The following is a 24,145-nucleotide window of genomic DNA, read 5'->3' on the forward strand; positions in this document are numbered from 1 at the left end:
TGCAAGCCTAGCCCTTGAGTTATTATTCAAAAATCAGCTGCCTGATATATTCATTTCAGATGAGGCTGAATAGTTACAAATCTTTTAGCTTACCTTTAACTTCATTAAGTAAACTTTTAATAGTTTCTGATTCTGTTTCTGCTAATTCCAATGCACTATTTATTTCAGAAGCAATTGATTCATTACTGTTATCCCCATCAAGCAAATCGCTTTTATACTGTTGAATTTTTTCATAGTTTTCTTCGAGTTTTTCCTCAAAACTGTTAATTCTAGTACTTAAGCTTTCTTCTTCACTATCATCAAAGTAATGTGCTTCTAATACTTTAATACGTTGATTAGAAACCTCTGATTCTGAAGCGAGGCTTGACGCACTCTCCTTATACTTAGAAATTGTATCCAAAATAGAGCTGGCTTCAGTTTGAAATGAATTTAACTTTGAATTAATTGTTTTCGTGTACGCTACGAATGAAGCACTTGCAGACTTTGCTGCTTTACCTGCCACAACTTGATAAGGCCTAATATAAGTTAATAAATTATCTAGATGCTCATTAGCATTTGTAATATGCCCAATGTTCCGATTACTTTGATAACTTTTTATTTGCTGTAAGCACGAATTACATTGAGCGCGATAATTATCCCAAGTTGAAGGCGGTATTAGTTCTGGATCACAAGCTTCTAATAAACAATCTAAATAATTAACTACTTTTTTAAATCTTGCAATTTCCTCAACACTCGTTACGACAGTTTCATCGTCAACAAGCACCTCATCAGTTACATCAAGCATTTCTTTCCATATTGGTTGAAAAGCATGATTTTCAAATTGTTGAATCCAACGACTCATATAGTTCCCTTATCTTTTGATTCGCCAAAGCTTAAATACAACGACTGCCATATAGCGTGATACTGATCACCATTTTGGTGGTTTATAACACACCAAAACGGCGTGTATTACATACACCAATAATTCCATTAAAAAACTTTAATGTAAACATGTAATTACCTATACATCAAAGTTTATTCTTCTGCTTTATAAAATCTCTACCACATCATATTCATGGTTTTTGCCTGCAATGGTTAAACTTACTTCATCATCAAGCTCTTTGCCTAAAAGTTGTTTGCCCAGCGGAGCTTCGGGTGTAACAACTTGAATAGTTAGCCCCTTTACTTCAACTGTTAACCCACCTGCGCTTGGGCCTAAATAAAACCATTTTTGCTGCTCATTTGTATCCTCTAGGCACACTAGCGAGCCAATGGCTATTTTACTACTGGCTGGCTGATTAAATATGGGCTTAAATAACTCCATGCTTTTATAGCAATCGTTTACGCGCTGCGCTTGGCCTTGGGCTAAATAGGCGGCCTCTAACCCTAGGGTATCGTATTTATTTTCTGCTATGTTTTCTTCGTGCGTGGCGGTGTCGTGCGCTGTTTTAGCGGCCACTTTTGCGGTGGTAAGCTGCGCCTCTAGGGCAAACTTAAGGTGTTCAATAACGTGGGCTTTGTTCATGAGGTTTACACACATACAGTAAAAATATTGCGAGCAGTTTAACATTGCTACGGGGGCTAAACACAATAGTTTGGCCCCTAAGCTTTGTTTATTTGTATGCTTTGAGCCTTTATGGCATATCCATGAGCGCTTGGCTTTGGCTATCTATTTTCACTTCGTAGTTTTTAGCACTTAACCCCATTAGCTCGGGCAAGGTGGCGGCAATACAAACAGATGAAAACGTACCCACAACAATGCCACTAAATAACGCAATAGCAAAGCCTTGCAGCGGTGTTCCAGCTAATAGCCACACACTTGCTACTGTGGCTAAAGTGGTGCCTGAGGTAATTAAGGTACGCGTTAGGGTGCTTTTAATCGCACTATTTATAATGCTGGATACGCTAATACTGGCATTTAATTTAACTCTTAATAGCTCACGCACCCTGTCGCCAACAATTATGGAGTCATTAAGTGAGTAGCCTATAATTGCCAATAAACTGGCTAATACGGTTAAGTTAAATTCAAGCTGTAATAGCGAAAACAAACCCAGTACCAATATTAAGTCGTGTGTTAAAGCAACTACCGAGCCAAGGGCTAAACGCCATTCAAACCTTATCGCTAAATACAGCATTACTGCAACCATAGCTGCTAGAAGTGCCAAACAGCCTTGTTCAAATAGCTCATCGCCCACTTGCGAGCCAATATAGGCCGATGACAATATCGTGGCATTTATGTCGGTGCTTTGTGTTACCGCACTTTGCCAATCGTTGCTGCTATTACTCGCAGATTGATTAATAGCTGGCGCTTCTCTTAATTGAAAGTGGTTATTCCCTTGCGCTGTTAGCTCAAACTCACCGTTGTGGTTTTTAGCTATAAAAGTTTTAAGCTGCTTTAGCTCAATACTTTGGTTAGTCGTAAATTCTGTTAAGTAACCACCGGTAAAATCTAGGCCAAAGTTAAGCCCTTTTTGCGCCAAGGTTACTACCGATAGTAATACTAATACTGTACTTAAAACCAAGCCCATAAAACGCATACGTGTGCCGGTTTCGCCTTTTAAAAAATAATTAAGCATCTGTACTTACTCCGCTTTTTTTAGCCAATTTTAAATACAAACTTTGGCTCAACACTTTCGATACATACACGCCTGTAAACATACTGGTTACTAAACCCAGCGCCAAAGTAATTGCAAAGCCTTTCACTGGCCCATAACCTATACCGTATAAAATAAGTGCAGTGATCATAGTGGTAATATTGGCATCAAAAATAGTGCTAAATGCTTGCTTATACCCTTGCTCAATAGCTTGATAAGGCGCGCGGCCTTTACGGCGCTCTTCTTTTATACGTTCGAATATAATGACGTTGGTATCTACTGCCATACCTATGGTTAGCACCAATCCGGCAATGCCGGGAAGCGTAAGCACTACCCCAGGCAATAACGACATTAAACCCACTAAAGAGGTTAAATTTAAAATAAGTGCTACGTTGGCAATTAACCCTAAACGTCTGTACCACATAGCCATAAATGCCAAAGTAATACCCATACCTAACATTAGGGCGGCTAAGCCGTTACTTATATTTTCGCTGCCTAAGCTTGGCCCTATGGTTTGTTCGTGCACTATAGTAACCGGCGCACTTAACGAGCCTGCACGTAACAATAGCGCTAAGTCGGCCGCGGCTTGTGGGCTTTGCATATTGGTTATGCTAAAACGCGAACTTAAGTGCTGAGCAATATTGGCTACATTAATAACCTCACTCTTTTTAACTACCTCTCCTTTAGCATTTTGCGAATACTCTGAGTAAACCGTCGCCATAGGTTTACCTATATTAGCTTTAGAAAATGCCGACATAGCATCGCCGCCTTGGCTATCAAGGCTTAACTGCACTAGCGGTTTGCTCCAATCGTCGCGCCCAGCATGAGCGTTATTAATATGCTCACCGGTAAAAATTGGCACAGGGTCGAGTTTTATAGTACCGCCCGTCTGTAAATTAAAGGTTTGCCCACCCACAGCTTTTAATTGATAAAACCCCAGGGATGCCGTTGCGCCAATAATGCGTTTCGCCTCGGTAGGATCTTGCACTCCAGGTAGTTCAATACGAATGCGCTGCTTACCTTGGCGCTGTGTTACCGCTTCGGTTATGCCCAGCTCTTCAATACGCGAACGTAGAGTTGTGAGGGTTTGGCTCATAACTTCTTTGTTAAACGCGCTTCGCCCTTGCTCTGAGTAACTAAATTGCGCCGTTTTAACTGTGCCATTATTGTTTGTTACTACTGCTAAGTTAGCAAAGCGGCTTTGCAGCTCTTTAATAACAGGGGTTAATTTATCACCAGCATTAGGTAGAGCATTTATTACAAACCCAGTTTGAGTTTGCAGCGCTTTTACTCCATGTGCCTTTTGCTCAATTATGATTGATTTAGCTTGCTGATACGCACTCACTAATTGCTCATCAATGGCTTTGTCTAAATCTACATCGAGTACAAATAGCACCCCACCGTTTAAATCTAGACCTAACTTTATTGGCGAAAGTCCAAAGCTTTGTAGCCAGCTTGGACTGGTAGCGCGCTCAACAATTTTGGTCTGAGTATTTGCATATTGCGCTTTTATAGCCGCTTGTGCCTGGGCACTTTTTGTTGGCTCGTTAAGTAGCACATTTATTGTTGCTTGCGACTCATACGCTTGCGCCACATTTAAGCCTTGCTCATTTAAAAATGTAACTAAGGTATTAGTGCTCGGAGGTGTTTGCATTTTGCTGTGTGGGGCTGCACTAATATACAACCATGACTGGTTTGGATATAAATTAGGTAACGCACTCATTGCCAGTAGCAGTAATACCACCAACATAGCAAAGGTGCTTAATTTAAATTTAGCCATAAACGGCTTTTTATTATTTTTAAAACTCAACATTGTTATTCCTTACTATCAGCAACCAGCTGATAAGCGCTTTTAAAAAGCACAATTAATCTGCAAGCTAAAACTTTAAAAGTTAAAACCTATTAATTATTAAATAAGGAAATTAAGCGTGATGGGTGTTGGTAGCGCTGTAAAGTAAGTTAGCTTCTTTCCAGCCACTAATACGAGACTTTTTACTATTAGAAACAACTGTATACCAAGGTAGTGCCGTGCTTATAGCTTTAGGTTGTAAATAAAACTGCCTTGCTAGCGTATGAATAAAAAATTCATAAATAACGTCGTATTCAGGCTCTGTTTGCGCACTAAATAAAAACAACGATGAATTACTGGCAGTTAGCCTAGGTTGCAGTGCATCAAACGCTGTTTTATTAGGCTTAGTTTGTTGTTTAGCATGCAATACTTTAACTAATATGGAGGGGTGACTTATACCTAATGAAACATTACCTAATGAAGTAGTATCTAATGAAGTAGTATCTAATGAAGTAGCATCTAATGAAGTAGTATCTAGTGAGAAAGGAGCTGCTGAAAAAGCAGCAGATATTAAAGTAGAATTTGCAGTGTTTAAACCATGTTTAACTGGCGCGGCTTCGCTACATGCACTAAAAAGTGCAGTAATAAGCAAAAATGCAGTTAAAAACAAACGAAATTTAAACATCAATTTTCAAACTTTAATTAAGGATTACTAGTATATAAGGGCAGCTATTTAAAATACAATAGTCTAATTAAGTATTTAGTTTGATGCAAAATTAAATCCACAGCCATTTATACCCATTATAAAAACCGAGATCATTCATGCGCTCTAAACAAAGCTCAGTAAAACGCCCCGACGCAATGAACCTGCGCCAAAGTATAAAAACACTTTGGCCTTATATCACACAATTTAAAGGGCGAGTTTTTATTGCAGCTATGGCACTGGTAGGCGCTAAAGGTGCTACTTTACTTATGCCGTGGGCACTAAAGGAAATTATTGATAGCGTTGATAAATCTATTCACCCAGTGCTTTTTATTCCTACCCTACTGCTTATTATGTACGGTGCACTGCGCTTTGCCAGCGTATTTTTAGGTGAAATACGCGATGCGGTTTTTTCGCGAGTTACCGAACACGCCATGCGCGACATAGGTCTAAAGGTGTTTAAGCATTTGCATTCGCTTGAACTGGCTTTTCATTTAGATCGACAAACCGGTGGCATAAGTCGCGATATAGAGCGTGGCACCAGCGGTTTGAGCTTTTTAATGCGATTTTTAATGTTTAACATTGTGCCTACTCTATTTGAAATTCTTACCGTTGCATTAATTTTTGGCACTTTGTTTTCTATCTGGTTTGCGCTTATAACCCTACTTGCAGTTGCCATATATATTACCTTTACAGTAACCGTAACCCAGTGGCGCAATCGCTTTATTCGCGAAGCTAACACCGCCGACAACTTAAGTAATACCCGCGCTATCGACAGCTTACTAAACTACGAAACAGTAAAATACTTTAACAATGAAGAGTTTGAAGCCAGCACCTACGACACCTTTTTAGCACGCTGGGAAAAAGCCCGATTAAAAAACCGCATGTCGTTATTGGCACTAAACTCTGGGCAAGCGTTAATTATAGCCAGCGCCATTACCGCACTTATGTGGTTAGGCTCAAGCGAAGTAGTAACCGGTACACTTAGCATTGGTGAACTCGTAATGATAAACGCGTATATGATCCAACTGTTTTTACCGCTTAACTTTTTAGGCTTTGTATATCGCGAAATAAGACGCGCCCTTACCGACCTTGAAAACATGCTTGGGCTGCTCAACAAAAAACCACACATTGCCGACACTCCTGCATCACAACTACTAACACTCTCTAAAGGTGAGGTTAGCTTTAACAATGTAAGTTTTAGTTACGATGCTAACCGCCCTATTCTTAACAATGTTAGTTTTAGCGTAAAACCCGGCACTAAGGTAGCAATAGTCGGTGCAAGTGGCGCAGGAAAAAGCTCATTAGCTAGGCTCTTGTATCGTTTTTATGAGGTGTCATCAGGTAGTATCACTATAGATAAGCAACCTATAAACACCGTAACTTTGCACAGTTTACGCCAAGCTATAGCCATAGTGCCGCAAGATACCGTGCTATTTAATACTTCAATACGCGAAAACATTGCTTATGGCAGGCCAACAGCCAGCGAGGCCGAAATAGATCAAGCCATTGCTATGGCGCATTTAACAGCGTTTATAAACAGCCTTGATAAAGGCGATAAAACCTTAGTAGGCGAGCGCGGTTTAAAAGTGTCGGGCGGCGAAAAACAACGCATAGCCATTGCCCGCGCAATCTTAAAAAAATCGCCTATTTTAATTTTTGACGAAGCCACCTCAGCCCTCGACTCCCATGCCGAGCAAGCTATTTTAACGGCTATGCGCGCTGTCACACAAAACCATACCAGCATAGTGATTGCCCATCGCTTATCAACCATAATCGATGCCGATAATATTTTAGTATTGCATAAAGGCGAGCTTCTTGAGCAAGGCACACATTCTGAGTTACTAGCCCTTAACGGCCAATATGCGCAAATGTGGCAATTGCAGCAAGAACAAGCAAAAAACACATAAATACCATTAATATTGCTCGTATAAAGGCTTTATTTGCTATTTTATCGACCTCTAGGGTGATTCACCTCAAAAGGTTTGTTTAGCAGCCTCTTATAAATAACAATTACTAAAATAACCTGAACCCAGGTTAAGATAATATTTACAATAATAAAAAATATTAATTAAACAGAGTGAAAGCTCAGGGGAACACAATGAAAAAGAGTTTAATTGCAGCTGCATTAGCTGCCACATTTATTAGCGGCTGTTCAGAGCCACAAACATCAAAAACGCAAGTACAACCAGCACCTACTGCACCAATAGCCGCAACAACAGAAAAAGCAGAGTTGGGTAGTTTTGGTGTTGATTTAGCTGCACGTAACGAAGCGGTTAAACCAGGCGACGATTTTTTTATGTACGCCAGTGGCACTTGGTATGACAATTACAGCATGCCTGCTGATAAAACCCGCTATGGCGCATTTTCGGCATTGGCCGAGCGCAGCGAAGACCGCGTTAAAGTAATTATTGAAGAAATTGCCGCGCGTAAAGACTTAAATGCCGATGAAAAACTAGTAGCCGACTTTTACAACGCCTACATGGACACCAAAGCACTTAATAAGCTAGGCATAACACCAATTAAGCCGCTTTTAACGCAAATAAGTGAAATATCATCAACCGACGACTTAGCCAAAATGTTTGGTCAGTCTTGGTTAACCGGTGTTAAAGCCCCGCTTGGTGGTGGCATGTGGTTTAACCGCTTAGATCCTAATAAATACGAAATGTCGTTAGGTGCTGGCGGTTTAGGCTTACCCGATCGTTCATACTACCTTGAAGACTCAGAACGTTTTGTTAATACGCGTAGCGCCTATGTGGCTCATATTGCCGACATGCTTAAATTTGCCGATGCAGATAACGCCAATGAGCGCGCACAGGCAATTTTAGAGCTAGAAACCAAAATTGCACAAGGCCATTGGCCACGCGAAAAGCGCCGTAACCGCGACCTTACATTAAATCAAATTAAACGCGACGAGCTAAGCACTGCCTACCCTGGCTTTAACTGGGATGCATATTTTGCTCAAACAGGCTACAAAGTACCGCAGTTAAATGTATCGCAACCCGAGCCAATAAAAGCCATGATTGAATTAATCAATCAAGAAGACTTAGCGGTATGGAAAGATTATTTAACCTACCACGCAATAAGTGGTAACGCTAACTTGCTCTCTGAAGATATTTTTAATACTAATTTTGCATTTTTTGGTAAAGAGTTAAATGGTCAGCAAGAGCCGCGTCCTCGTTGGAAACGTGCTATAGATGAAATGTCGAGCACCAATTCACTTGGTTTTGCTATTGGTAAAATATACGTAGCACGTTATTTTCCTGAGTCGTCAAAACAACAAATGTCTGAACTGGTCGAAAACTTGCGTACCGCATTAGGTGAGCGTATTGATAACCTTGAGTGGATGGGCGCAGAAACCAAAGTAAATGCGCGCGCTAAACTAGCTGCATTTGTACCAAAAATTGGTTACCCAGATGTATGGCAATCGTACGAAGGTTTAACTATTAGTAATAACGACTTAATCGGCAACGTAAAAAACATGCGTGAGTTTTTTCAAGCCGAAAGCGTTGCAAAAGAGCTGCAAAAAACAGATCGTAACCGTTGGGGTATGACACCACAGCGCGTTAACGCTTACTACAACAGTTCATTTAACGAAATTGTATTTCCAGCGGCAATTTTACAACCACCATTTTTCGATCCAAATGCCGACGCAGCAGTAAACTACGGCGGCATTGGCGCAGTAATTGGCCACGAAATGGGCCATGGTTTTGACGACCAAGGTTCTAAATCAGACGAAAATGGGATCCAACGTAACTGGTGGACTGATGCCGATCGCGCCGCATTTGACGCAAAAGCCGACCAGTTAGCAGCGCAGTACAATAAGTATGAGCCAATTGAAGGTAACTTTGTTAACGGGCGTAATAGCCTAGGTGAAAATATTGGTGATGTGGGTGGTTTAGCCATGGCTTATCATGCCTACAAACTGAGCTTAAACGGTAAAGAAGCACCGGTTATTGACGGTGTTACTGGCGATCAGCGTTTCTTTCTTGCTTGGGCACAAGTATGGAAAGAAAAACGCACCGAGCAAAGCATGTTAAATCAGCTACGCGGTGGCACGCATGCGCCGGGTCGCTTTAGAGCACAAGCCCCGCGTAACCACGACGCATGGTACAAAGCATTTGATGTAAAACCAGGCGATGAGCTGTATCTTCCTGAGGATCAACGCGTACGCATTTGGTAATAGAGCGCTAAATTGCAATTAAATATAACCCGCCATTGCGGGTTATATTTTTCTGCCCAGTTATTTTTATAGCCCTTAGTATAAAACTCAACCCATCCTGTTTTTATCTGCATTAATCTATTTAATAGTTACTAGCCCTCCCCCACATTTACCTTTAAACTATGCCCCTGAAAATTATTTTAATACTTATATTTAAAGGCGAAACGCAGATGGGAAGAGCTTACCAAAACAAAAAAGATTCAATGGCTAAAACTGCGGGTGCTAAAACTAAAGTTTATTCTAAGTACGGTAAAGAAATTTATATTTGTGCTAAAAATGGCGGTACCGATCCAGACGGTAACTTATCGCTACGTCGTTTAATTGAGCGCGCTAAAAAAGACCAAGTACCGGCGCATGTTATTGACCGCGCAATAGACAAAGCAAAAGGCGGCGGCGGTGAAGACTACGTAGCCACACGTTACGAAGGTTACGGCCCGGGTAACTGTATGATTATTGTTGATTGTTTAACCGACAACAATAAACGTACCTTTGCTGATGTACGTGTTTGCTTTACTAAAGCTAACGCTAAAATTGGTGCACAAAACTCGGTTTCGCATTTATTTGATCACCTTGCAATTTTTGTATTTGACGGTGATGACGACGAAACAGTACTTGAAGCACTAATGATGGCTGATGTAGATGTAACCGACGTAGAAGTTGAAAACGGCAAGGTAACTGTATTTGCACCACATACTGAGTACAACAATACTCGCACAGCACTTGAAGAAATGGGCGTTACTGAATTTGACGAAGATTTAATTTCGTTTGTACCCCAAATAGCAGCGCCTATTGAAGGCGAAGATGTTGAGGTTATGGAGCGCTTTTTAGCTATGCTAGAAGATTGCGACGACGTACAAAACGTTTACCACAACGCAGAGTTTTAAGCGTTAATAATAAAACGTGATCAAAGGCCAACTTAGTTTGGCCTTTTTGTTTTTGTAAAATGGATTAGTTAATTTTGAATACCCTTGAACAACTACGCAGCGGTGCTTTAAGCGGTGCTCGCCACTTACAATTGGTGGAAAACCTCACTGATTTCCCAAAAGAAATTTTTACCCTTGCCGACACCCTAGAAGTACTCGACCTATCTAATAATAACCTGAGTGATTTACCCGCAGAGTTTGCCAGTTTAACCCGCCTTAAACGGGTGTTTTTATCGTTTAATCAGTTTAAGCATATTCCTGCTGTTTTAGCACAATGCCCAGCACTTGTTATGATCGCATTTAAAGGCAATCAAATTAGTGAGTTTGCCCAGCATAGCCTGCCGCTTACAACACAGTGGTTAATATTAACCGACAACCGTATTGAGCAATTACCCGCATCATTCGGCGAGCTTAAACAGCTGCGCAAACTTGCTTTAGCGGGTAACCGGTTACGCACTTTGCCAAGCAGTATGCAGCAGTGTACAAACTTAGAATTAGTGCGCTTATCTGCCAATAACTTAACGCACCTAGATAACTGGTTATTTGAGTTACCAAAGCTTACTTGGCTGGCCTTTGCTGGTAACAGCTTTAATAAAGCCCAGTGCCTAACAAAAAGTAGTTTAGAGAATAAGCCTCTGAGTGATTACACATTACAGCACGTTATTGGCCAAGGTGCCTCTGGGGTTATTCACCTTGCAAAAGCAGCAAATAAAGCGGTAGCTATTAAGCTGTTTAAAGGCGCAATAACCAGCGATGGTTATCCGCTTGATGAAGTTAATTGCTGCTTGCAGGCGAATGAACATACCAATTTAATTAAGGTACTTGCCTATATAGAGCAAGGCAGCCAACTTGGTTTAGTAATGGAGCTAATAGATAATAGCTTTAGCAATTTAGGATTACCGCCAAGTTTACAAACGTGTACTCGCGACACCTTCGCAGATGGCTGTAATTATAGTAGCCAAGCTATTTATAAAATTGTGCAACAAATGGCCAGTACCCTACAACATTTGCATGCAAATAAAGTAAGCCATGGCGATGTATATGCGCATAACACTATGGTAAACCAAGACGCAGATGTGCTATTTGGCGATTTTGGTGCAGCAACTAATTTAGCTATGTTGAGTGAATATCAGCGCCAGCAAATGCAATTAATTGAAGTACGCGCGCTAGGTTGTTTAATTGATGATTTACTAAGTGTTTGCAGCGACAATAATGCAATAGCAGTTAAGCTTGCGCAACTAGCTAAGCAATGCATGACAACTGATATTATACAGCGCCCCACACTTTCGCAGTTAAGCACACAGCTAACTACACAGTTATAAAACGTCGTAAATTTATAAATGGCACAAAAAAACCACGCAATGCGTGGTTTTTAACGTTATTTATATAACCTTAAACTCTAAAATTATAAAAACTTACCTAACGCTTTAACTTGATCTAACATGCGGTTTGAAAAACCCCATTCGTTATCGTACCAAGCCATAACTTTAACCAATTTACCATTCGCTCTGGTTTGTGTTGAATCAAACACACAAGACGCTGGGTTATGGTTAAAATCAATAGAAACAAGCGGCAGCTCATTATATTGTAAAATGTCTTTCATTGAGCCCGTTGAGGCTTCTTTCATAATTGCATTAATTTCTTCAATGCTGGTATCGCGCTTCGCAATAAACGTAAAATCAACCAAAGATACGTTAATTGTAGGCACACGTACCGACATACCATCTAACTTGCCTGCAAGTTCAGGTAGCACTAAACCAACAGCTGCAGCTGCGCCAGTTTTAGTTGGGATCATCGACTGCGTTGCACTACGTGCACGGTATAGATCAGGATGATATACATCTGATAAGTTTTGATCGTTGGTATATGCATGAATAGTGGTCATGCTGCCTTGATCAATGCCGACCGTGTCGTTAATTGCTTTAGCAATCGGTGCTAAACAGTTTGTAGTACACGAAGCGTTTGAAATAATTTGGCTTTGTGCATTAAGTACTTCGCTGTTAACGCCATGCACTACGGTTGCATCCATATCTTTGCCCGGTGCAGAAACAATTACTTTTTTAGCGCCAGCAGTAATATGCTTAGCGGCTGCTTCGCGCGAAGTAAACAAACCTGTACACTCTAAAACAATATCAACATCGAGTGCTTTCCACGGTAAATTTGCTGGGTCGCGCTCTTGCGTTAAAGTAATAACATCGTCGCCAATTAGCATAGTGTTATCGGCTAGCGTTACTTTATGAGCAAATTGTCCGTGTACTGAGTCAAATTGCGTAAGATGAGCATTAACATTAGCTGGGGCTAAATCGTTAATTGCAACAATTTTAATCTCATTATTTTGTGCCGACTCGTAAAGTGCACGCAATACATTGCGACCTATACGGCCATAGCCATTAATTGCTACGTTAATCATTTTTGACTCCTATTTACTTCACAAGCTTGTCGAGCAAGCGCTTCAATAGCTTGCCAGTCTTTATTTTCAATTAGTTGTTTATCTAACATCCAGGTACCACCCACACAAATAACATTATTTAGTGCTAAGTAGTTAGGTGCAGTAGCGAGCGTTATGCCGCCCGTTGGGCAAAAAGTAATATCGGGTAATGGCCCACCGATTGATTTAAGCATGGCGGTTCCGCCTGCGGCTTCTGCCGGAAAAAACTTTAAATACTTAAAACCGTGCGACGCTAGTTTCATAACTTCGCTTGGCGTAGCAGCGCCTGGTAAAAACGGGATATCGCTCGTTTTTATCAGTTCAAGTAGCTCGTCACTAACCCCTGGGCTTACCATAAAGTCAGCGCCTGCAGCTACCGAAGCATCAAAGCTGGCTTTATCAACTACCGTACCTGTGCCTACATAGGCCTCAGGTACAGCTGCTTTCATTAGTTTTACCGCTTCTGCCGCAATGGGCGTGCGCAAAGTAATTTCCAGCGCTTTTAAGCCACCGTTATATAAGGCTCTAGCAAGTGGCGCTGCATCTTCTAATTTTTCGATTACCACTACTGGCACAACTGGCGCCGATGCTAATATTTTTTCAATACTCATTACGTGTTCCTCATTACCCACAATGGCTGATTATTCTTCAATTCCGAAAGCACTCGCACCTAAATCGGCGCTGCTTACGATATTTCTAAATCCGGTAAATAACTCTCGGCCTGTGCCAAAGGTTAAGCTTGGTAGGCTTAATTGCAGTTCACGTTTAGCAAGCTCTTCATCGCTAACATGTACTTTTAATATGCCGTTTGGTGCATCTAAAGTAACTAAATCACCTTCATGAATTTTAGCAATTATGCCGCCTTCAACTGCTTCTGGCGCTAAGTGAATCGCCGCAGGTACTTTACCCGATGCGCCCGACATACGACCGTCAGTTACAATAGCTACTTTAAAGCCTTGATCTTGTAGCGTTGCCATTACAGGTGTTAATTTATGTAGCTCTGGCATACCTTTAGCTTTAGGGCCTTGCTCTTTTAGCACTGCAATAAAGTCTTGGTTTAATTCGCCGCGGCTATAAGCATCTTGTAACTCACCTTGCGAGCTAAATACTTTAGCTGGGGCGGTAACTACTTGATGTTCAATTGCTACTGCCGATACTTTAATAACCGCTTTGCCTAAGTTACCCGTAAGCAGTTGTAAACCACCTTGCTTACTAAACGGATTACTCACTGGGCGAAGTACATCTTCATCGTGTGAGTTATCAGGGCAAGCTACCCATTTAATTTTGCTTGGGCCGGTTGCATCACTCATTATTAAGCTGTTGTCTTGATCAAGACGCGGCTCGGTCATATAGGGTGCTAAACCATCGCCTAGCATAGTTTTAACGTCGGTATGTAAGTAGCCTGCGCTGGCAAGTTCACGCATTAAAAAGCCCATACCACCGGCTGCTTGAAAATGATTTACATCAGCAGAGCCATTAGGGTAAATACGCGTTAATAGTGGAACCTCAGCTGATAAATCAGACATATCTTTCCACGTTATTTGAATACCTGCCGCTTTGGCAATAGCCACAATGTGAATGGCGTGGTTAGTAGAGCCACCAGTAGAAAGCAAACCAACCAAACCATTTACTATGGTTTTTTCGCTGATCACATCCGCTAAACACGGGCTGTCTTTATCGTCGGTTAATTGCTTAAGCATGGTTTCTACCGCATTACCGGTTAAACCATCGCGAAGCTCTGTGTATGGGTTAATAAACGAGCTACCAGGAAGGTGTAAGCCCATTATTTCCATTAACATTTGATTTGAGTTAGCAGTACCGTAAAAAGTACAGGTACCAGCACTGTGGTAAGACGCGCTTTCGGCTTCTAGCAAGTCTTCGCGGCTTACTAAGCCTTGCGCAAACTTTTGACGAATACGGGCTTTTTCTTTATTTGGAATGCCTGATTGCATTGGTCCTGCCGGTAAAAAGAACACCGGTAAATGGCCAAACGACAGTGCACCAATTAATAACCCTGGGACTATTTTGTCGCATACGCCTAAACAAAAAACGCCATCAAACACATCATGCGATAACGATATTGCCGTAGACATAGCAATTACATCGCGTGAAAAAAGTGATAATTCCATGCCGTCACGCCCTTGCGTAACGCCATCACACATTGCTGGTACGCCGCCTGCTACTTGAGCTGTAGCGTCGTATTTAGTAGCAATGCTTTTAATTAAATCTGGGTAATCTTTATAAGGCACATGTGCCGAAAGCATATCGTTATATGAGTTGATAATTGCAAGGTTTGGTTGCTCATCGGCTTTTAAACGTGCTTTGTCATCGGTGCTACACGCAGCCATAACGTGGGCAATATTACCGCAGCCTAATCCAGCACGAACTCTTGTTTGTTTTTTTGCGTGCGAAATGCGATCTAAATAAGCTTGGCGGGTTGCTTTACTGCGCGTAATGATACGTTCGGTGACTTCTTGAATTCGTGGATGCAACATAATTAAACTCAGCTCTATTCGTTAGAGGATAAAGGCTCAGTGGCAATTAAAGACTCCACGTAATTAATTGCACTGAGCATCTTTGGCTTACCCGTTCAAAGGTACCTTATCAGAGGGCCTCTCACAACCACCCTGACACCGGTGTCACTGTATTAACGCACGACCATGACACCGGTGTCAACCCTGTCTAATAAAAATAGTCACTTTTTTTAACATAGCCAACTATTTTTTATAAATAGACATTTAATAATGTTGTACAGCATCGTTATATTTAACAACAGCCAACAAAAAGCCCGAATATGCTTTGTGCACATTCGGGCTACTGTAAATATTCGTTTTAAGTTGAGTTTATTTAACCTGCGCTGTCGACTCGCGAGTAATTAAACGCGCCTCTAGGGTCACCTGATACGCAACCTCTTGTGGCTGAATAATATGAGCAATAAGCTGAGTAACCGCCTGTTTGGTCATTTCTTCAACTGGCTGCGCTATGGTAGTTAACCCAGGCCAAATATGGCGTGCTATAGGGGCGTTATCAAAGCCAGCAATTGAAATATCATCGGGCACACGTAAACTGCGTTGAGTTGCTAATTTAAGTACGGCGGCTGCCATGTAATCGTTTGAAGCAAATACTGCGGTTGGCCGTGGCGATAAATCTAAAATACTACGGGCACTGTCTACCCCTGAATGATAACTAAAGTTACCCTCTTCTACTAAACGCTCTTCAAATTCAATACCATGGCTTGCTAACGCCCGTCGGTAACCTTTAAAACGCTGCTCAGTGGCACTGTGATCGGGATGACCTTTAATAAAAGCAATTGATTTATGGCCCAGTGTAATTAAATGCTCGGTTATTTCAAATGCCCCTTGCTCGTCATTGCTGCGCACCGAAATCGAATCATCTTCAAGTACTGCAGAGGCAACGCGTGCATAAGGTATTTTTTTCGATTTTAAAAAATCAACTAGTTCAGCAAAGTCCGAAAAAGGCGGAGTTAATACAATGCCATCTAAGCGTGATGACTGCAGTAACTGATCAATATTATTTATTAGTGCTTCACCGCGCAGCTCACAAGGATGAATTAATAAATTGTAATTGTTTTCTTGGCAGGCAGCCAATGCGCCTGTTTGCACGCGGGTAATATAACTTTTACTTGGATTATCGTAAATACAACCAATAATAAAACTGCGATTTTGAGCAAGACCACGGGCAATAGGATTAGGCGTATAATCAAGCTCTTTAAATACTTTAAGTACCTTTTCGCGGGTAGCTGCGCTTACATTTGGCTCGTTATTTAACACCCGAGAGACTGTTTTTTTAGAAACCCCCGCATAACTCGCTACACTATTTATGGTGACTTTTTTCATCTATTTACTTCCAAATACCAGCAGCATTATTCCTGCTTACTATTATGCAAACACGCCGCAGCGCCAATCAAAGGTATATTATCTTGGGTTACTAGCGTAACAGGAACTTGCCCGTTATATTGCGACATAATACCTTTTTGTGAAAAACGTTCAACAAAACGACTCTCTAACAAGCGCGATTGCATGCGTGGCAATATACCACCGCCAATAAATAAACCGCCCAACGCACCATAAGCTAATGCTAAATCGCCTGCGGCACTGCCAAGCCAGTCACAAAACTGGTTTAGAGTTGCATCGCAAACCTCACACTCGCCGGTATTGGCTAAATTACTAATTTGCGCGGCATCTAAATGCTTAGCAGTAATACCTTTAACCGCCGCCATCGCTTTATATAAATGGGTAATACCCGGGCCTGAAAAAACAGTTTCTAAAGACACATGCGGATGTTCTTTGCGTAATTCTATAAGTAACTTTGCATCTAAATCGGTAACGGCAGCCAGCGATATATGCCCGCCCTCTGAGCTAAGCACCGCACTAGACTGCGCTGTTCTAACTAGGCAAGCTGCACCAAATCCTGTGCCTGGGCCCATAACTGCAATGTTTGAGTTTTCATCGGCTTGCCCTGCTTTAATAACCACATTTTGGTTACTATCTAAATAAGGGGCAGCGTAGGCAAATGCAGCAAAGTCGTTAATAATTTCAAGCTGCAAAAAAGAAAAAGCCTGTTTAAACTCACTAACGCTAAAATGCCAACCTAAATTAGTAAGATGCACCTGCCCTGCTTTTATAGGGCCTGCCACCGCCAAACACGCGCGCACCGGTTTAATATGAGGCACAGTTGATAAATAATGGCGTGTTGCATTTTGTAACGAGCCAAAGTCGGCACTAGGAAAGGTATGATTATATTCTATAACAAATTCGTTTTTTGCTGCATCAAAGGCAGTAATTAGTGCAAACCGCGCATTGGTACCACCAATATCGGCAACTAAAATAGGATCAAATTGGGCAGAAGAGTGTAAGCTCATAGTGTTATCTCTTTTGTATAATACTAATCTTATTAAAAACAATGAACATTTTAACTAATTAAATAACTTACTCACTGCGTTAAAAACAATTCATATAAAACAACTTATATGATTACTTTCGCCTTGTGGTTAAACCATTTTTTTGGCGTTATTTTTTTGCGTTTTAATAGTCCACTCTTTAATGCGATTAGTATAAGCGATTCATGCTTATTATTTTACAACGGGTAACCCATTGTTCTTTTTATTACTTTAGGCTATCACCCCAAAGCAGCTATCACAGTAAAAAAATGCTGCCTATAAAAATATAGGCAGCCAATACGTTTTGACAACAAAATGATAAAACGCCCTCATTATGACACCGGTGTCATGGGTAGATCAACTAAAAAAGTGCTTAATTGATAAATTAGCTTGAAATAAATCATTAATAAACGAGAATGGCTGCATTATTCTCTTTGTTATTTAAGTAGTGCTCATGAAAGGTAAAGCAACGTCATTTGATATAGCCCATTATGCTGGAGTGTCGCAATCAACTGTATCTCGTGCTTTACGTAACAGCCCCTTGGTAAACGAAGAAACCCGTAAGCGCGTTTTCGATATAGCTAAAAAACTCAACTATAAAGTAGACAAAAACGCCAGCAATTTACGCACCCAACAAAGTAGCACCTTAGCGCTATTATTGTTTGAAGATCCAACCTCTGATGAATCACAAATTAACCCGTTTTTTTTAGCCATGCTAGGCAGTATTACCCGCGCTTGTGCTAAAGAAGGTTACGATTTACTGGTGTCGTTTCAATCGGCCAGTGCCGATTGGCAAGCCGACTACGAAGATAGCCACCGCGCCGATGGTATTATTTTACTCGGTTATGGTGATTACTTAGATTATCAACCTAAATTTAACACCCTGCTTGAGCAAAACACCAAGTTTGTTTGTTGGGGTGCAACGGTTGACAACCGCCCCGATCTAACGGTGTGCTGCGACAATTATGGTGGCGGAAAACTAGCTGCAGCGCATTTAATTGCGCGCAACAGAACCGACTGCGCGTTTATAGGCGACGCATCGGATCATAGCCCTGAGTTTTTTGCCCGTTTTCAAGGTTTTAAAGATGAACTAAGCGCTAATAACGTAACCTTAAACGAACGTAAAACAGCAAATGCAATATCGACTGAAGAGTCGGGGTATCATGCCACTCGCTCACTAATAGCCAATAACATAAAATTTAATGCACTCTTTGCAGCCAGCGATTTAATAGCCATTGGTGCAATACGCGCACTCAAAGAAGCCGGTATTAGCGTACCAAAAGATGTTGCCGTAATAGGTTTCGATAACATCGCCATTGCCAGCTATACCAACCCACCTTTAACCACGGTAGAACAAAACACCACAGTAGCCGGACAAATGTTGGTAGAAAATCTATTAAAACTAATTCGAGGCGAAGCAGTACAAAGTACCCTACTCCCTCCAATATTAATTGCCCGAGGCTCAAGTTAACAGCCTGCATTACCTTGCTTTTAAATACCACCCAACAATATAAAGTGGCTCTAGGGCAATAACGGCTTAAAATTCAAAGTAACTTATTTTATTGTTTGCGGCCTATTGTCCTTCACCTTTTACAACCAACCCAAAGGTTCACCCCAATTTAACAGCCTATTTACGCATAAGTTTCGTATTAGTTTTTCTTATCTGAAGTAAGCGTTTTTAGCGTGATTTCTCACTCGTTATTTTGCTATTTTATCTATACAATCACGCCTTTATTATAAGTGTAAATTTCAAGTGACTATCTCATGCTATTAAGTATTGTTTTTATTATTGGTATTACAGCAGAAGCCATGACCGGAGCGCTAAGCGCTGGCCGAATGAAAATGGACTGGTTTGGCGTTAGCTTGGTGGCCAGTGCCACCGCCATTGGTGGTGGTAGCGTTCGAGATATTTTACTTGGTAACTACCCACTTACGTGGGTACAAAATCCAGAGTATTTATTAATTACCTGTATGGCCGGTATTATCACCACTTGGTTGGCTAAATGGGTAGTTAAGTTTAAAGGCATATTTATGCGCTTAGATGCCCTTGGCCTAGCTGCATTTAGTATTATTGGCTGCCAAGTTGGGCTAAATATGGGTTTACACTATGGTATTTGCGTAGTTGCAGCTATAGTTACTGGCGTATTTGGTGGTTTGTTACGTGATTTAATATGTCGTCAAGCGCCATTGGTATTACACCACGAGCTGTATGCCAGCGTTTCACTTATTGTGGCGTGTTTATACCTAGTACTGCATCACTATAATATTGATGACAATATAAGTATTATTGTTAGCTTAGTTACAGGGTACTTAATACGTATGGCATCGGTACGCTTTAAATGGCGCTTACCTGTGTTTAGTTTATTAGAACCCGCTAAGTAACTAATATTGCATGTTGTTATATGAAAGCTAACTTAATAATGGCACCACTATAAAGTAAGGTGATTAGCAGCCCAATTGCTAAAGTAACTTTAGCTTTCATTGTTTGCTTTGGCTTTTGCGTAAATACAAAAACAGTTCTATACAGCGTACTAGGCACTATAAGCAACATGCTAAGTAACGCAGGAAGTACCCCCATAATAAAACCAAAACCGAATCCTGGATTTTCAACTTGGGAATATAAAGCTACAAACCCAAACCAAGCTATAGCTATTAAAAAGAAAACAGCTCCGAGTGAAATATAAAAAAGTGCCATTATTAAAAATCCCTTTTCATATAACGAGCCTGTAGATAAACTCGTTTTTTTATTTGTTTTTATTAATAAACAAACCATAGCCGAGTTCCTATTTTGGTTCAATTTATTACTGTCTTTTATACAGAATATAATGTGAGAGTTTGGTGTTGTTTTAATTGACTTTTTTAAAGTGCCCCCCTCATTTCCATGAGGCTAGCTGTTGAGAGAACTGGCTTTTTATTGGTTATTCGTTTTGGGCTAAAGCGTATTATGAGCAACAAAAAGCTAAGGGCAAGCTACGTAATAACATTATTAAATCGCTGTCATTTAAATGGATAAGGATTGTATTTAGGTGTTGGAAAACGAATACACCCTACTATGAATCGACGTATTTAGCAGCATTAAAACGCAGAGGCTCACCACTTTTAAAATTTGCAATTAATAGCTAAATTTTACTAGTCGTCCACCTCAGGGCGTGTTGTTAGGTATACTTTAACTGCACTATTTTTTTAAGGCGCCTTTTAATCAATCTTTGTTCACAATAAAGTCCAATAAAACCGCCAACACCAAAAGAAACAATAACTAGCATCCAATATAAAGGACTGGTAAATGATTGAATACCCGAGATATAAAGATATAGGTTAAACGGGAGAATAAAGAGCAAACCTCCTAAGACTTTAATAAACTCTCTAAGAAGTTCAGTATCAGATTTCGCTTCATCAACATATGAGATAATAATTTCATTTGGGGTATCTTTCAGTTTAGGAAATACCTTTTGTAACCAATTTAAATAATTCAATTATGCACCCTTGTTTGCTTGTATACCTAACGCCGCCAGCATGCGCGGCTTTGTAGTGAAGGCGAAGCCGCAGCGGAAAAGACGTCGCCGTGACTGGCCTTGTTATAAACCACCTTACTCACTTACTGCCGCCGATGCTGAACCAACATCTTTTTTAAACAGCAGTATGAATAGATAAATTACGCTAAAGATTGGAATAAGTGACAAAACAGCACCGAGTAAACCCGCAGCCGCTGGCTTTTGCATTTTACGACGAGCTACGTAATAGCATAGTGCGCCCATGATCAGCGCGAAAATGATTACAAATTGGCCGTACAAAGTAGCATTGATATTCAAATGAACTCTCCTTGTGGTTTATAACGCTTTGCTAATGGGCAAAATACCGTTTGCTAAAATTGGCGAGGTACGAGCCGAGCAAACTGTATTTTGTCCTGTTGAGCAACTTGTTACAAGGCCGTTATTTAAACCCTAAATATGTAGCCACAGCAATAAACACCAAACCACCAATTACACGTACTACCCAAGGATGCTTAATAAACTCAGTTGTTGCTGTAAAAGGAGTGCCTAAACCAGGTCCGGTTGAAATAAATGAATTGGTTACATCTTTACCGCATTCATTTATTTCATAATCATTATACCCATGACCGGCACTAACAAAAGTAAGACTGGAACTATTGCGATTAAACTCTTGAACTTCATTGTAACTGTCTTCTTGTACTGTTTTTAGTTCATCTTTGTGAGGTCTTTCTGTTTCAGAAATTTTAATCTGTGTTATTTCACTAGGTGATAAAATATTTCCATTATAATAAATAGATTTTCCAAGCTTATACGGGTTAATAAGTTTTTTCTTAAGATCAGACACCGACAAGTCTTTGAAAATGCATAGCCAATTATCCGAAGTTTTTGATTTAATCGTTACGTGAATATAACTCATGACTCGTTGGCCTTGTAACAGCTTATTGAACACCACTATGGGGGTTTATAACACCTCAAAACGGCGTATATTACATAGCTAAATAGTTGCACCAAACAACTCCAATGTAAACAAGTAATTACGTGTGTTATAAAATTATCTTTGTTAAAATATCCCAAAACGACTTTTAATAATGTTATAGGGCAAAATGCAAGTAAGTGCTTATATGCACAGCTTTACTTTAATGTGATCTGATGTGTGACTTTGTGAAACTTCCCTTTTAAATTGTGTATTACAACAAAGGGCGAACGGGGGAGCTGTGCGTAGTAACAAATAGGGGCTAACGCATGTTAACCCCTATAATAAGTATGCTATTTACAGTGTGTTATTTAGTAACAATAAACCGTAAGCGGCAAGTTGATCGCCATTGAGATCGTGCTGCCAACTGGCTGTTAAACCGTCGCGTGTAATACTGCTGATGCTTTGAGCTTTATCGGTTAGGTTAAGTACAAAAACACTTTTGCTGCCGTTTAACTCTCGCGTTATTTCTACTATGCCATTGTCGTGCTGCGTTAGCTGGTAACTGCCGTTAATAGTAAACTCTGGGCGCTGCTTTTTCATTGCGATTAAGTGCTGATATAAACGCCAAACAGAATTTGGTTGTGCTTGCTGCGCTGCAACGCTGCGATCGCCTGCTGCTAGTTGCTTAGCAAGAAACTCTGGCCACCAGTTTGCAAAATCATCACCAAATAATGCCGTTTCTTCAACCCAACTATTGTTACTTTGCGTAAAGCCCGCTTGATGACTATTGTCCCACTGCATAGGCGCACGTTTATAAACATCGTCACCGATGCGCTGCTGCGTTAAGCCTATTTCTTCACCGTAGTAAATATACGGCGTACCTGGCGAGCTAAATAACATGGCCGCAGCTAGTTTTGCTTTACCATCGTGCTCTTTAAGTTGATAAGCAACACGTTCTTGATCGTGATTAGTTAAAAACGGTGTAAAAAAGTGCAGTGGTGCTTGTGAGTCTTTACGTTGTTGTAGGTTTTCATCAAGGATGAGTGCATTTTTAGCTTTGTGCTGCTCATTAGATGGCATAGTACCAAAGAGCACATCTGTGTCGGTATCGGTTTTTAGTAAGCTCAAAATTTTATAGCCTACTTCAAAGTCAAAGCCTTGATCTAGCCCCTTACCTTCCCCATAGTACTTTGCGGCAATAGGAAGGTCGGCCCATGCTTCGCCTACTAGGTAAGCTTGTGGATTTACACTTTTTATATATTGATTAAAGTCTTGCCAATATTCTATCGTTTCTTGGGTGTCGGCTTGTGCATTTGCACCGCCTTCCATAGCAAAGCGTACTGCATCAAGCCTAAAACCTGCTACGCCTTTATCGAGCCAAAACTTTGCCATTTTTTTCATTTCATTAGCCACATCTGGGTGGCGTAAATTTAAATCGGGTTGGCTTGCACCAAATGCACCATAATAATATTGCTTGCGCGTTTCACTCCAATGCCATACGGCTTCTGGCTTGTCGTTATCGCTCCAAGCATGCCCCCAGCCACTGCCCGCTTTAGGCATATCGTCACGCCATACAAAATAGTCGCTAAATGGCGCTTGTTGTTTTTCAGATTGTTTAAACCAGTCATGCTGACTAGATATATGATTGATCACTAAATCTAGTATAACTTTCATACCTTTGTCATCAGCCGCTTTTATAAACGCTTCAAACTCAGCCATGCTGCCATAGTCACTTTCAACTTTATAAAACTCTGTAAAGTCATAGCCATGATAAGAAGGCGCTTCGAAAATAGGCGTTAACCACAGTGCATTTACACCTAACTCTTCTAGGTATGGGAGTTTTGCGGTCATGCCATTAAAGTCGCCATGACCATCGTTATTGCTGTCGTAAAAGCTGCGCGGCCAAATTTGATAAAATATAGCACTTTGCCACCAATCTGCTGGCTGTTCTACTTCTTTAGTTTGCGCAGTAGTTACTGCGTTATTAGTGTTAGTATTTGTTGATGGCGCTGGCTTACAACCGGTTAATGTTAGTGCCAGTGCTAATGCACTCAAAGTAAAGGTTTTCATTTTATCCCCTTTGTTTTTGTTGTTTATGCTAATTGCTGTATCCCATTCAATTAAAGTGCAACTGTAATATGTTGCGAATGGTTTTAGCCTAATGGTTAATTATTATGCTGCCTCTATCCTTGCCTTAAAA

General features: G+C 40.7%; 21 protein-coding genes. 6 read left to right on the forward strand and 15 right to left on the reverse strand.

What is annotated here, in order from left to right; all coding sequences use genetic code 11:
• Positions 1-73: 73 nt before the first annotated feature.
• From J5X91_RS14495 to J5X91_RS14515, 5 genes are all read right to left on the reverse strand, one after another.
• Positions 74-841, reverse strand: coding sequence for a hypothetical protein (locus J5X91_RS14495; protein WP_208835099.1), 768 nt, complete (start codon positions 839-841; stop codon positions 74-76).
• Positions 842-1,027: 186 nt separating this feature from the next.
• Positions 1,028-1,504, reverse strand: coding sequence for a GreA/GreB family elongation factor (locus J5X91_RS14500; RefSeq protein WP_208835100.1), 477 nt, complete (start codon positions 1,502-1,504; stop codon positions 1,028-1,030).
• A 109-nt stretch (positions 1,505-1,613) separates the two neighbouring features.
• Positions 1,614-2,555, reverse strand: a complete 942-nt coding sequence (gene secF, locus J5X91_RS14505; RefSeq protein WP_208835101.1) for a protein translocase subunit SecF — start codon at positions 2,553-2,555, stop codon at positions 1,614-1,616.
• Positions 2,548-4,386: a protein translocase subunit SecD gene (gene secD, locus J5X91_RS14510; RefSeq protein ID WP_208835102.1), complete on the reverse strand. Its 1,839-nt coding sequence runs from the start codon at positions 4,384-4,386 to the stop codon at positions 2,548-2,550. Before secD ends, secF begins: the two co-directional genes overlap by 8 nt.
• A 109-nt stretch (positions 4,387-4,495) precedes the next feature.
• Entirely contained in the window at positions 4,496-5,047 is a 552-nt protein-coding gene (locus J5X91_RS14515) for a hypothetical protein (RefSeq protein WP_208835103.1), read from the reverse strand.
• Positions 5,048-5,184: 137 nt separating this feature from the next.
• Here J5X91_RS14515 and J5X91_RS14520 point away from each other — a divergent pair, with 137 nt between their 5' ends.
• The 4 genes from J5X91_RS14520 to J5X91_RS14535 all read left to right on the forward strand — a co-directional run bounded on the left by J5X91_RS14520 (position 5,185) and on the right by J5X91_RS14535 (position 11,532).
• Positions 5,185-6,975 (forward strand): ABC transporter ATP-binding protein/permease, encoded by a 1,791-nt coding sequence (locus J5X91_RS14520; RefSeq protein WP_011328053.1) that lies wholly within the window; start codon positions 5,185-5,187, stop codon positions 6,973-6,975.
• 191 nt (positions 6,976-7,166) lie between these two features.
• Positions 7,167-9,248 carry a M13 family metallopeptidase gene (locus tag J5X91_RS14525; protein WP_208835104.1) on the forward strand — a complete coding sequence of 694 codons (2,082 nt, stop codon included), beginning with the start codon at positions 7,167-7,169 and terminating at the stop codon, positions 9,246-9,248.
• Positions 9,249-9,457: 209 nt separating this feature from the next.
• On the forward strand, positions 9,458-10,171 hold the full coding sequence (locus J5X91_RS14530; protein WP_011328051.1) for a YebC/PmpR family DNA-binding transcriptional regulator: 714 nt from the start codon (positions 9,458-9,460) through the stop codon (positions 10,169-10,171).
• 74 nt (positions 10,172-10,245) lie between these two features.
• Entirely contained in the window at positions 10,246-11,532 is a 1,287-nt protein-coding gene (locus J5X91_RS14535; protein ID WP_208835105.1) for a leucine-rich repeat-containing protein kinase family protein, read from the forward strand.
• A gap of 83 nt (positions 11,533-11,615) precedes the next feature.
• On the opposite strand, the gene gap is transcribed toward J5X91_RS14535, so the two are convergent.
• The 5 genes from gap to glk all read right to left on the reverse strand — a co-directional run bounded on the left by gap (position 11,616) and on the right by glk (position 17,520).
• A complete protein-coding gene (gene gap / locus J5X91_RS14540) occupies positions 11,616-12,620 on the reverse strand; it encodes a type I glyceraldehyde-3-phosphate dehydrogenase (protein ID WP_011328049.1) in 1,005 nt (334 codons plus the stop codon).
• Positions 12,617-13,249 (reverse strand): bifunctional 4-hydroxy-2-oxoglutarate aldolase/2-dehydro-3-deoxy-phosphogluconate aldolase, encoded by a 633-nt coding sequence (gene eda / locus J5X91_RS14545; RefSeq protein WP_011328048.1) that lies wholly within the window; start codon positions 13,247-13,249, stop codon positions 12,617-12,619. Before eda ends, gap begins: the two co-directional genes overlap by 4 nt.
• A 30-nt stretch (positions 13,250-13,279) precedes the next feature.
• The gene (gene edd / locus J5X91_RS14550; protein ID WP_179806611.1) at positions 13,280-15,133 is read right to left on the reverse strand and encodes a phosphogluconate dehydratase; all 1,854 of its coding nucleotides are present in this window, start codon (positions 15,131-15,133) and stop codon (positions 13,280-13,282) included.
• A 348-nt stretch (positions 15,134-15,481) separates the two neighbouring features.
• Positions 15,482-16,495, reverse strand: a complete 1,014-nt coding sequence (locus tag J5X91_RS14555) for a LacI family DNA-binding transcriptional regulator (RefSeq protein WP_011328046.1) — start codon at positions 16,493-16,495, stop codon at positions 15,482-15,484.
• Between the two features lie 26 nt (positions 16,496-16,521).
• A complete protein-coding gene (gene glk / locus J5X91_RS14560; protein ID WP_193038525.1) occupies positions 16,522-17,520 on the reverse strand; it encodes a glucokinase in 999 nt (332 codons plus the stop codon).
• 472 nt (positions 17,521-17,992) lie between these two features.
• Here glk and J5X91_RS14565 point away from each other — a divergent pair, with 472 nt between their 5' ends.
• The gene (locus tag J5X91_RS14565) at positions 17,993-19,009 is read left to right on the forward strand and encodes a LacI family DNA-binding transcriptional regulator (protein WP_179806613.1); all 1,017 of its coding nucleotides are present in this window, start codon (positions 17,993-17,995) and stop codon (positions 19,007-19,009) included.
• 293 nt (positions 19,010-19,302) lie between these two features.
• A complete protein-coding gene (locus J5X91_RS14570) occupies positions 19,303-19,920 on the forward strand; it encodes a trimeric intracellular cation channel family protein (protein ID WP_208835106.1) in 618 nt (205 codons plus the stop codon).
• Positions 19,921-19,936: 16 nt separating this feature from the next.
• Here J5X91_RS14570 and J5X91_RS14575 read toward each other — a convergent pair whose 3' ends face one another.
• The 5 genes from J5X91_RS14575 to J5X91_RS14595 all read right to left on the reverse strand — a co-directional run bounded on the left by J5X91_RS14575 (position 19,937) and on the right by J5X91_RS14595 (position 24,015).
• Positions 19,937-20,311, reverse strand: a complete 375-nt coding sequence (locus J5X91_RS14575) for a hypothetical protein (protein ID WP_244363887.1) — start codon at positions 20,309-20,311, stop codon at positions 19,937-19,939.
• A 382-nt stretch (positions 20,312-20,693) separates the two neighbouring features.
• A complete protein-coding gene (locus J5X91_RS14580; protein ID WP_011328041.1) occupies positions 20,694-21,011 on the reverse strand; it encodes a hypothetical protein in 318 nt (105 codons plus the stop codon).
• Between the two features lie 114 nt (positions 21,012-21,125).
• Entirely contained in the window at positions 21,126-21,347 is a 222-nt protein-coding gene (locus J5X91_RS14585; protein ID WP_089368207.1) for a hypothetical protein, read from the reverse strand.
• Positions 21,348-21,468: 121 nt separating this feature from the next.
• Entirely contained in the window at positions 21,469-21,945 is a 477-nt protein-coding gene (locus J5X91_RS14590) for a hypothetical protein (RefSeq protein WP_208835107.1), read from the reverse strand.
• 354 nt (positions 21,946-22,299) lie between these two features.
• Complete coding sequence (locus tag J5X91_RS14595) at positions 22,300-24,015, reverse strand: alpha-amylase family glycosyl hydrolase (protein ID WP_208835108.1); 1,716 nt, start codon at positions 24,013-24,015, stop codon at positions 22,300-22,302.
• Positions 24,016-24,145 lie beyond the last annotated feature (130 nt).

The sequence above is a fragment of the Pseudoalteromonas sp. K222D genome, assembly GCF_017653575.1.
Lineage (GTDB): Bacteria > Pseudomonadota > Gammaproteobacteria > Enterobacterales > Alteromonadaceae > Pseudoalteromonas > Pseudoalteromonas nigrifaciens.

What these genes read in the sequence shown, in the direction of transcription:
- J5X91_RS14495 (WP_208835099.1), bottom strand. Translation starts at nt 841, where the DNA reads ATGAGTCGTTGGATTCAACAATTTGAAAATCATGCTTTTCAACCAATA.
- J5X91_RS14500 (WP_208835100.1), bottom strand. Translation starts at nt 1,504, where the DNA reads ATGAACAAAGCCCACGTTATTGAACACCTTAAGTTTGCCCTAGAGGCG.
- secF (WP_208835101.1), bottom strand. Translation starts at nt 2,555, where the DNA reads ATGCTTAATTATTTTTTAAAAGGCGAAACCGGCACACGTATGCGTTTT.
- secD (WP_208835102.1), bottom strand. Translation starts at nt 4,386, where the DNA reads ATGTTGAGTTTTAAAAATAATAAAAAGCCGTTTATGGCTAAATTTAAA.
- J5X91_RS14515 (WP_208835103.1), bottom strand. Translation starts at nt 5,047, where the DNA reads ATGTTTAAATTTCGTTTGTTTTTAACTGCATTTTTGCTTATTACTGCA.
- J5X91_RS14520 (WP_011328053.1), top strand. Translation starts at nt 5,185, where the DNA reads ATGCGCTCTAAACAAAGCTCAGTAAAACGCCCCGACGCAATGAACCTG.
- J5X91_RS14525 (WP_208835104.1), top strand. Translation starts at nt 7,167, where the DNA reads ATGAAAAAGAGTTTAATTGCAGCTGCATTAGCTGCCACATTTATTAGC.
- J5X91_RS14530 (WP_011328051.1), top strand. Translation starts at nt 9,458, where the DNA reads ATGGGAAGAGCTTACCAAAACAAAAAAGATTCAATGGCTAAAACTGCG.
- gap (WP_011328049.1), bottom strand. Translation starts at nt 12,620, where the DNA reads ATGATTAACGTAGCAATTAATGGCTATGGCCGTATAGGTCGCAATGTA.
- eda (WP_011328048.1), bottom strand. Translation starts at nt 13,249, where the DNA reads ATGAGTATTGAAAAAATATTAGCATCGGCGCCAGTTGTGCCAGTAGTG.
- edd (WP_179806611.1), bottom strand. Translation starts at nt 15,133, where the DNA reads ATGTTGCATCCACGAATTCAAGAAGTCACCGAACGTATCATTACGCGC.
- J5X91_RS14555 (WP_011328046.1), bottom strand. Translation starts at nt 16,495, where the DNA reads ATGAAAAAAGTCACCATAAATAGTGTAGCGAGTTATGCGGGGGTTTCT.
- glk (WP_193038525.1), bottom strand. Translation starts at nt 17,520, where the DNA reads ATGAGCTTACACTCTTCTGCCCAATTTGATCCTATTTTAGTTGCCGAT.
- J5X91_RS14565 (WP_179806613.1), top strand. Translation starts at nt 17,993, where the DNA reads ATGAAAGGTAAAGCAACGTCATTTGATATAGCCCATTATGCTGGAGTG.
- J5X91_RS14570 (WP_208835106.1), top strand. Translation starts at nt 19,303, where the DNA reads ATGCTATTAAGTATTGTTTTTATTATTGGTATTACAGCAGAAGCCATG.
- J5X91_RS14575 (WP_244363887.1), bottom strand. Translation starts at nt 20,311, where the DNA reads ATGGTTTGTTTATTAATAAAAACAAATAAAAAAACGAGTTTATCTACA.
- J5X91_RS14590 (WP_208835107.1), bottom strand. Translation starts at nt 21,945, where the DNA reads ATGAGTTATATTCACGTAACGATTAAATCAAAAACTTCGGATAATTGG.
- J5X91_RS14595 (WP_208835108.1), bottom strand. Translation starts at nt 24,015, where the DNA reads ATGAAAACCTTTACTTTGAGTGCATTAGCACTGGCACTAACATTAACC.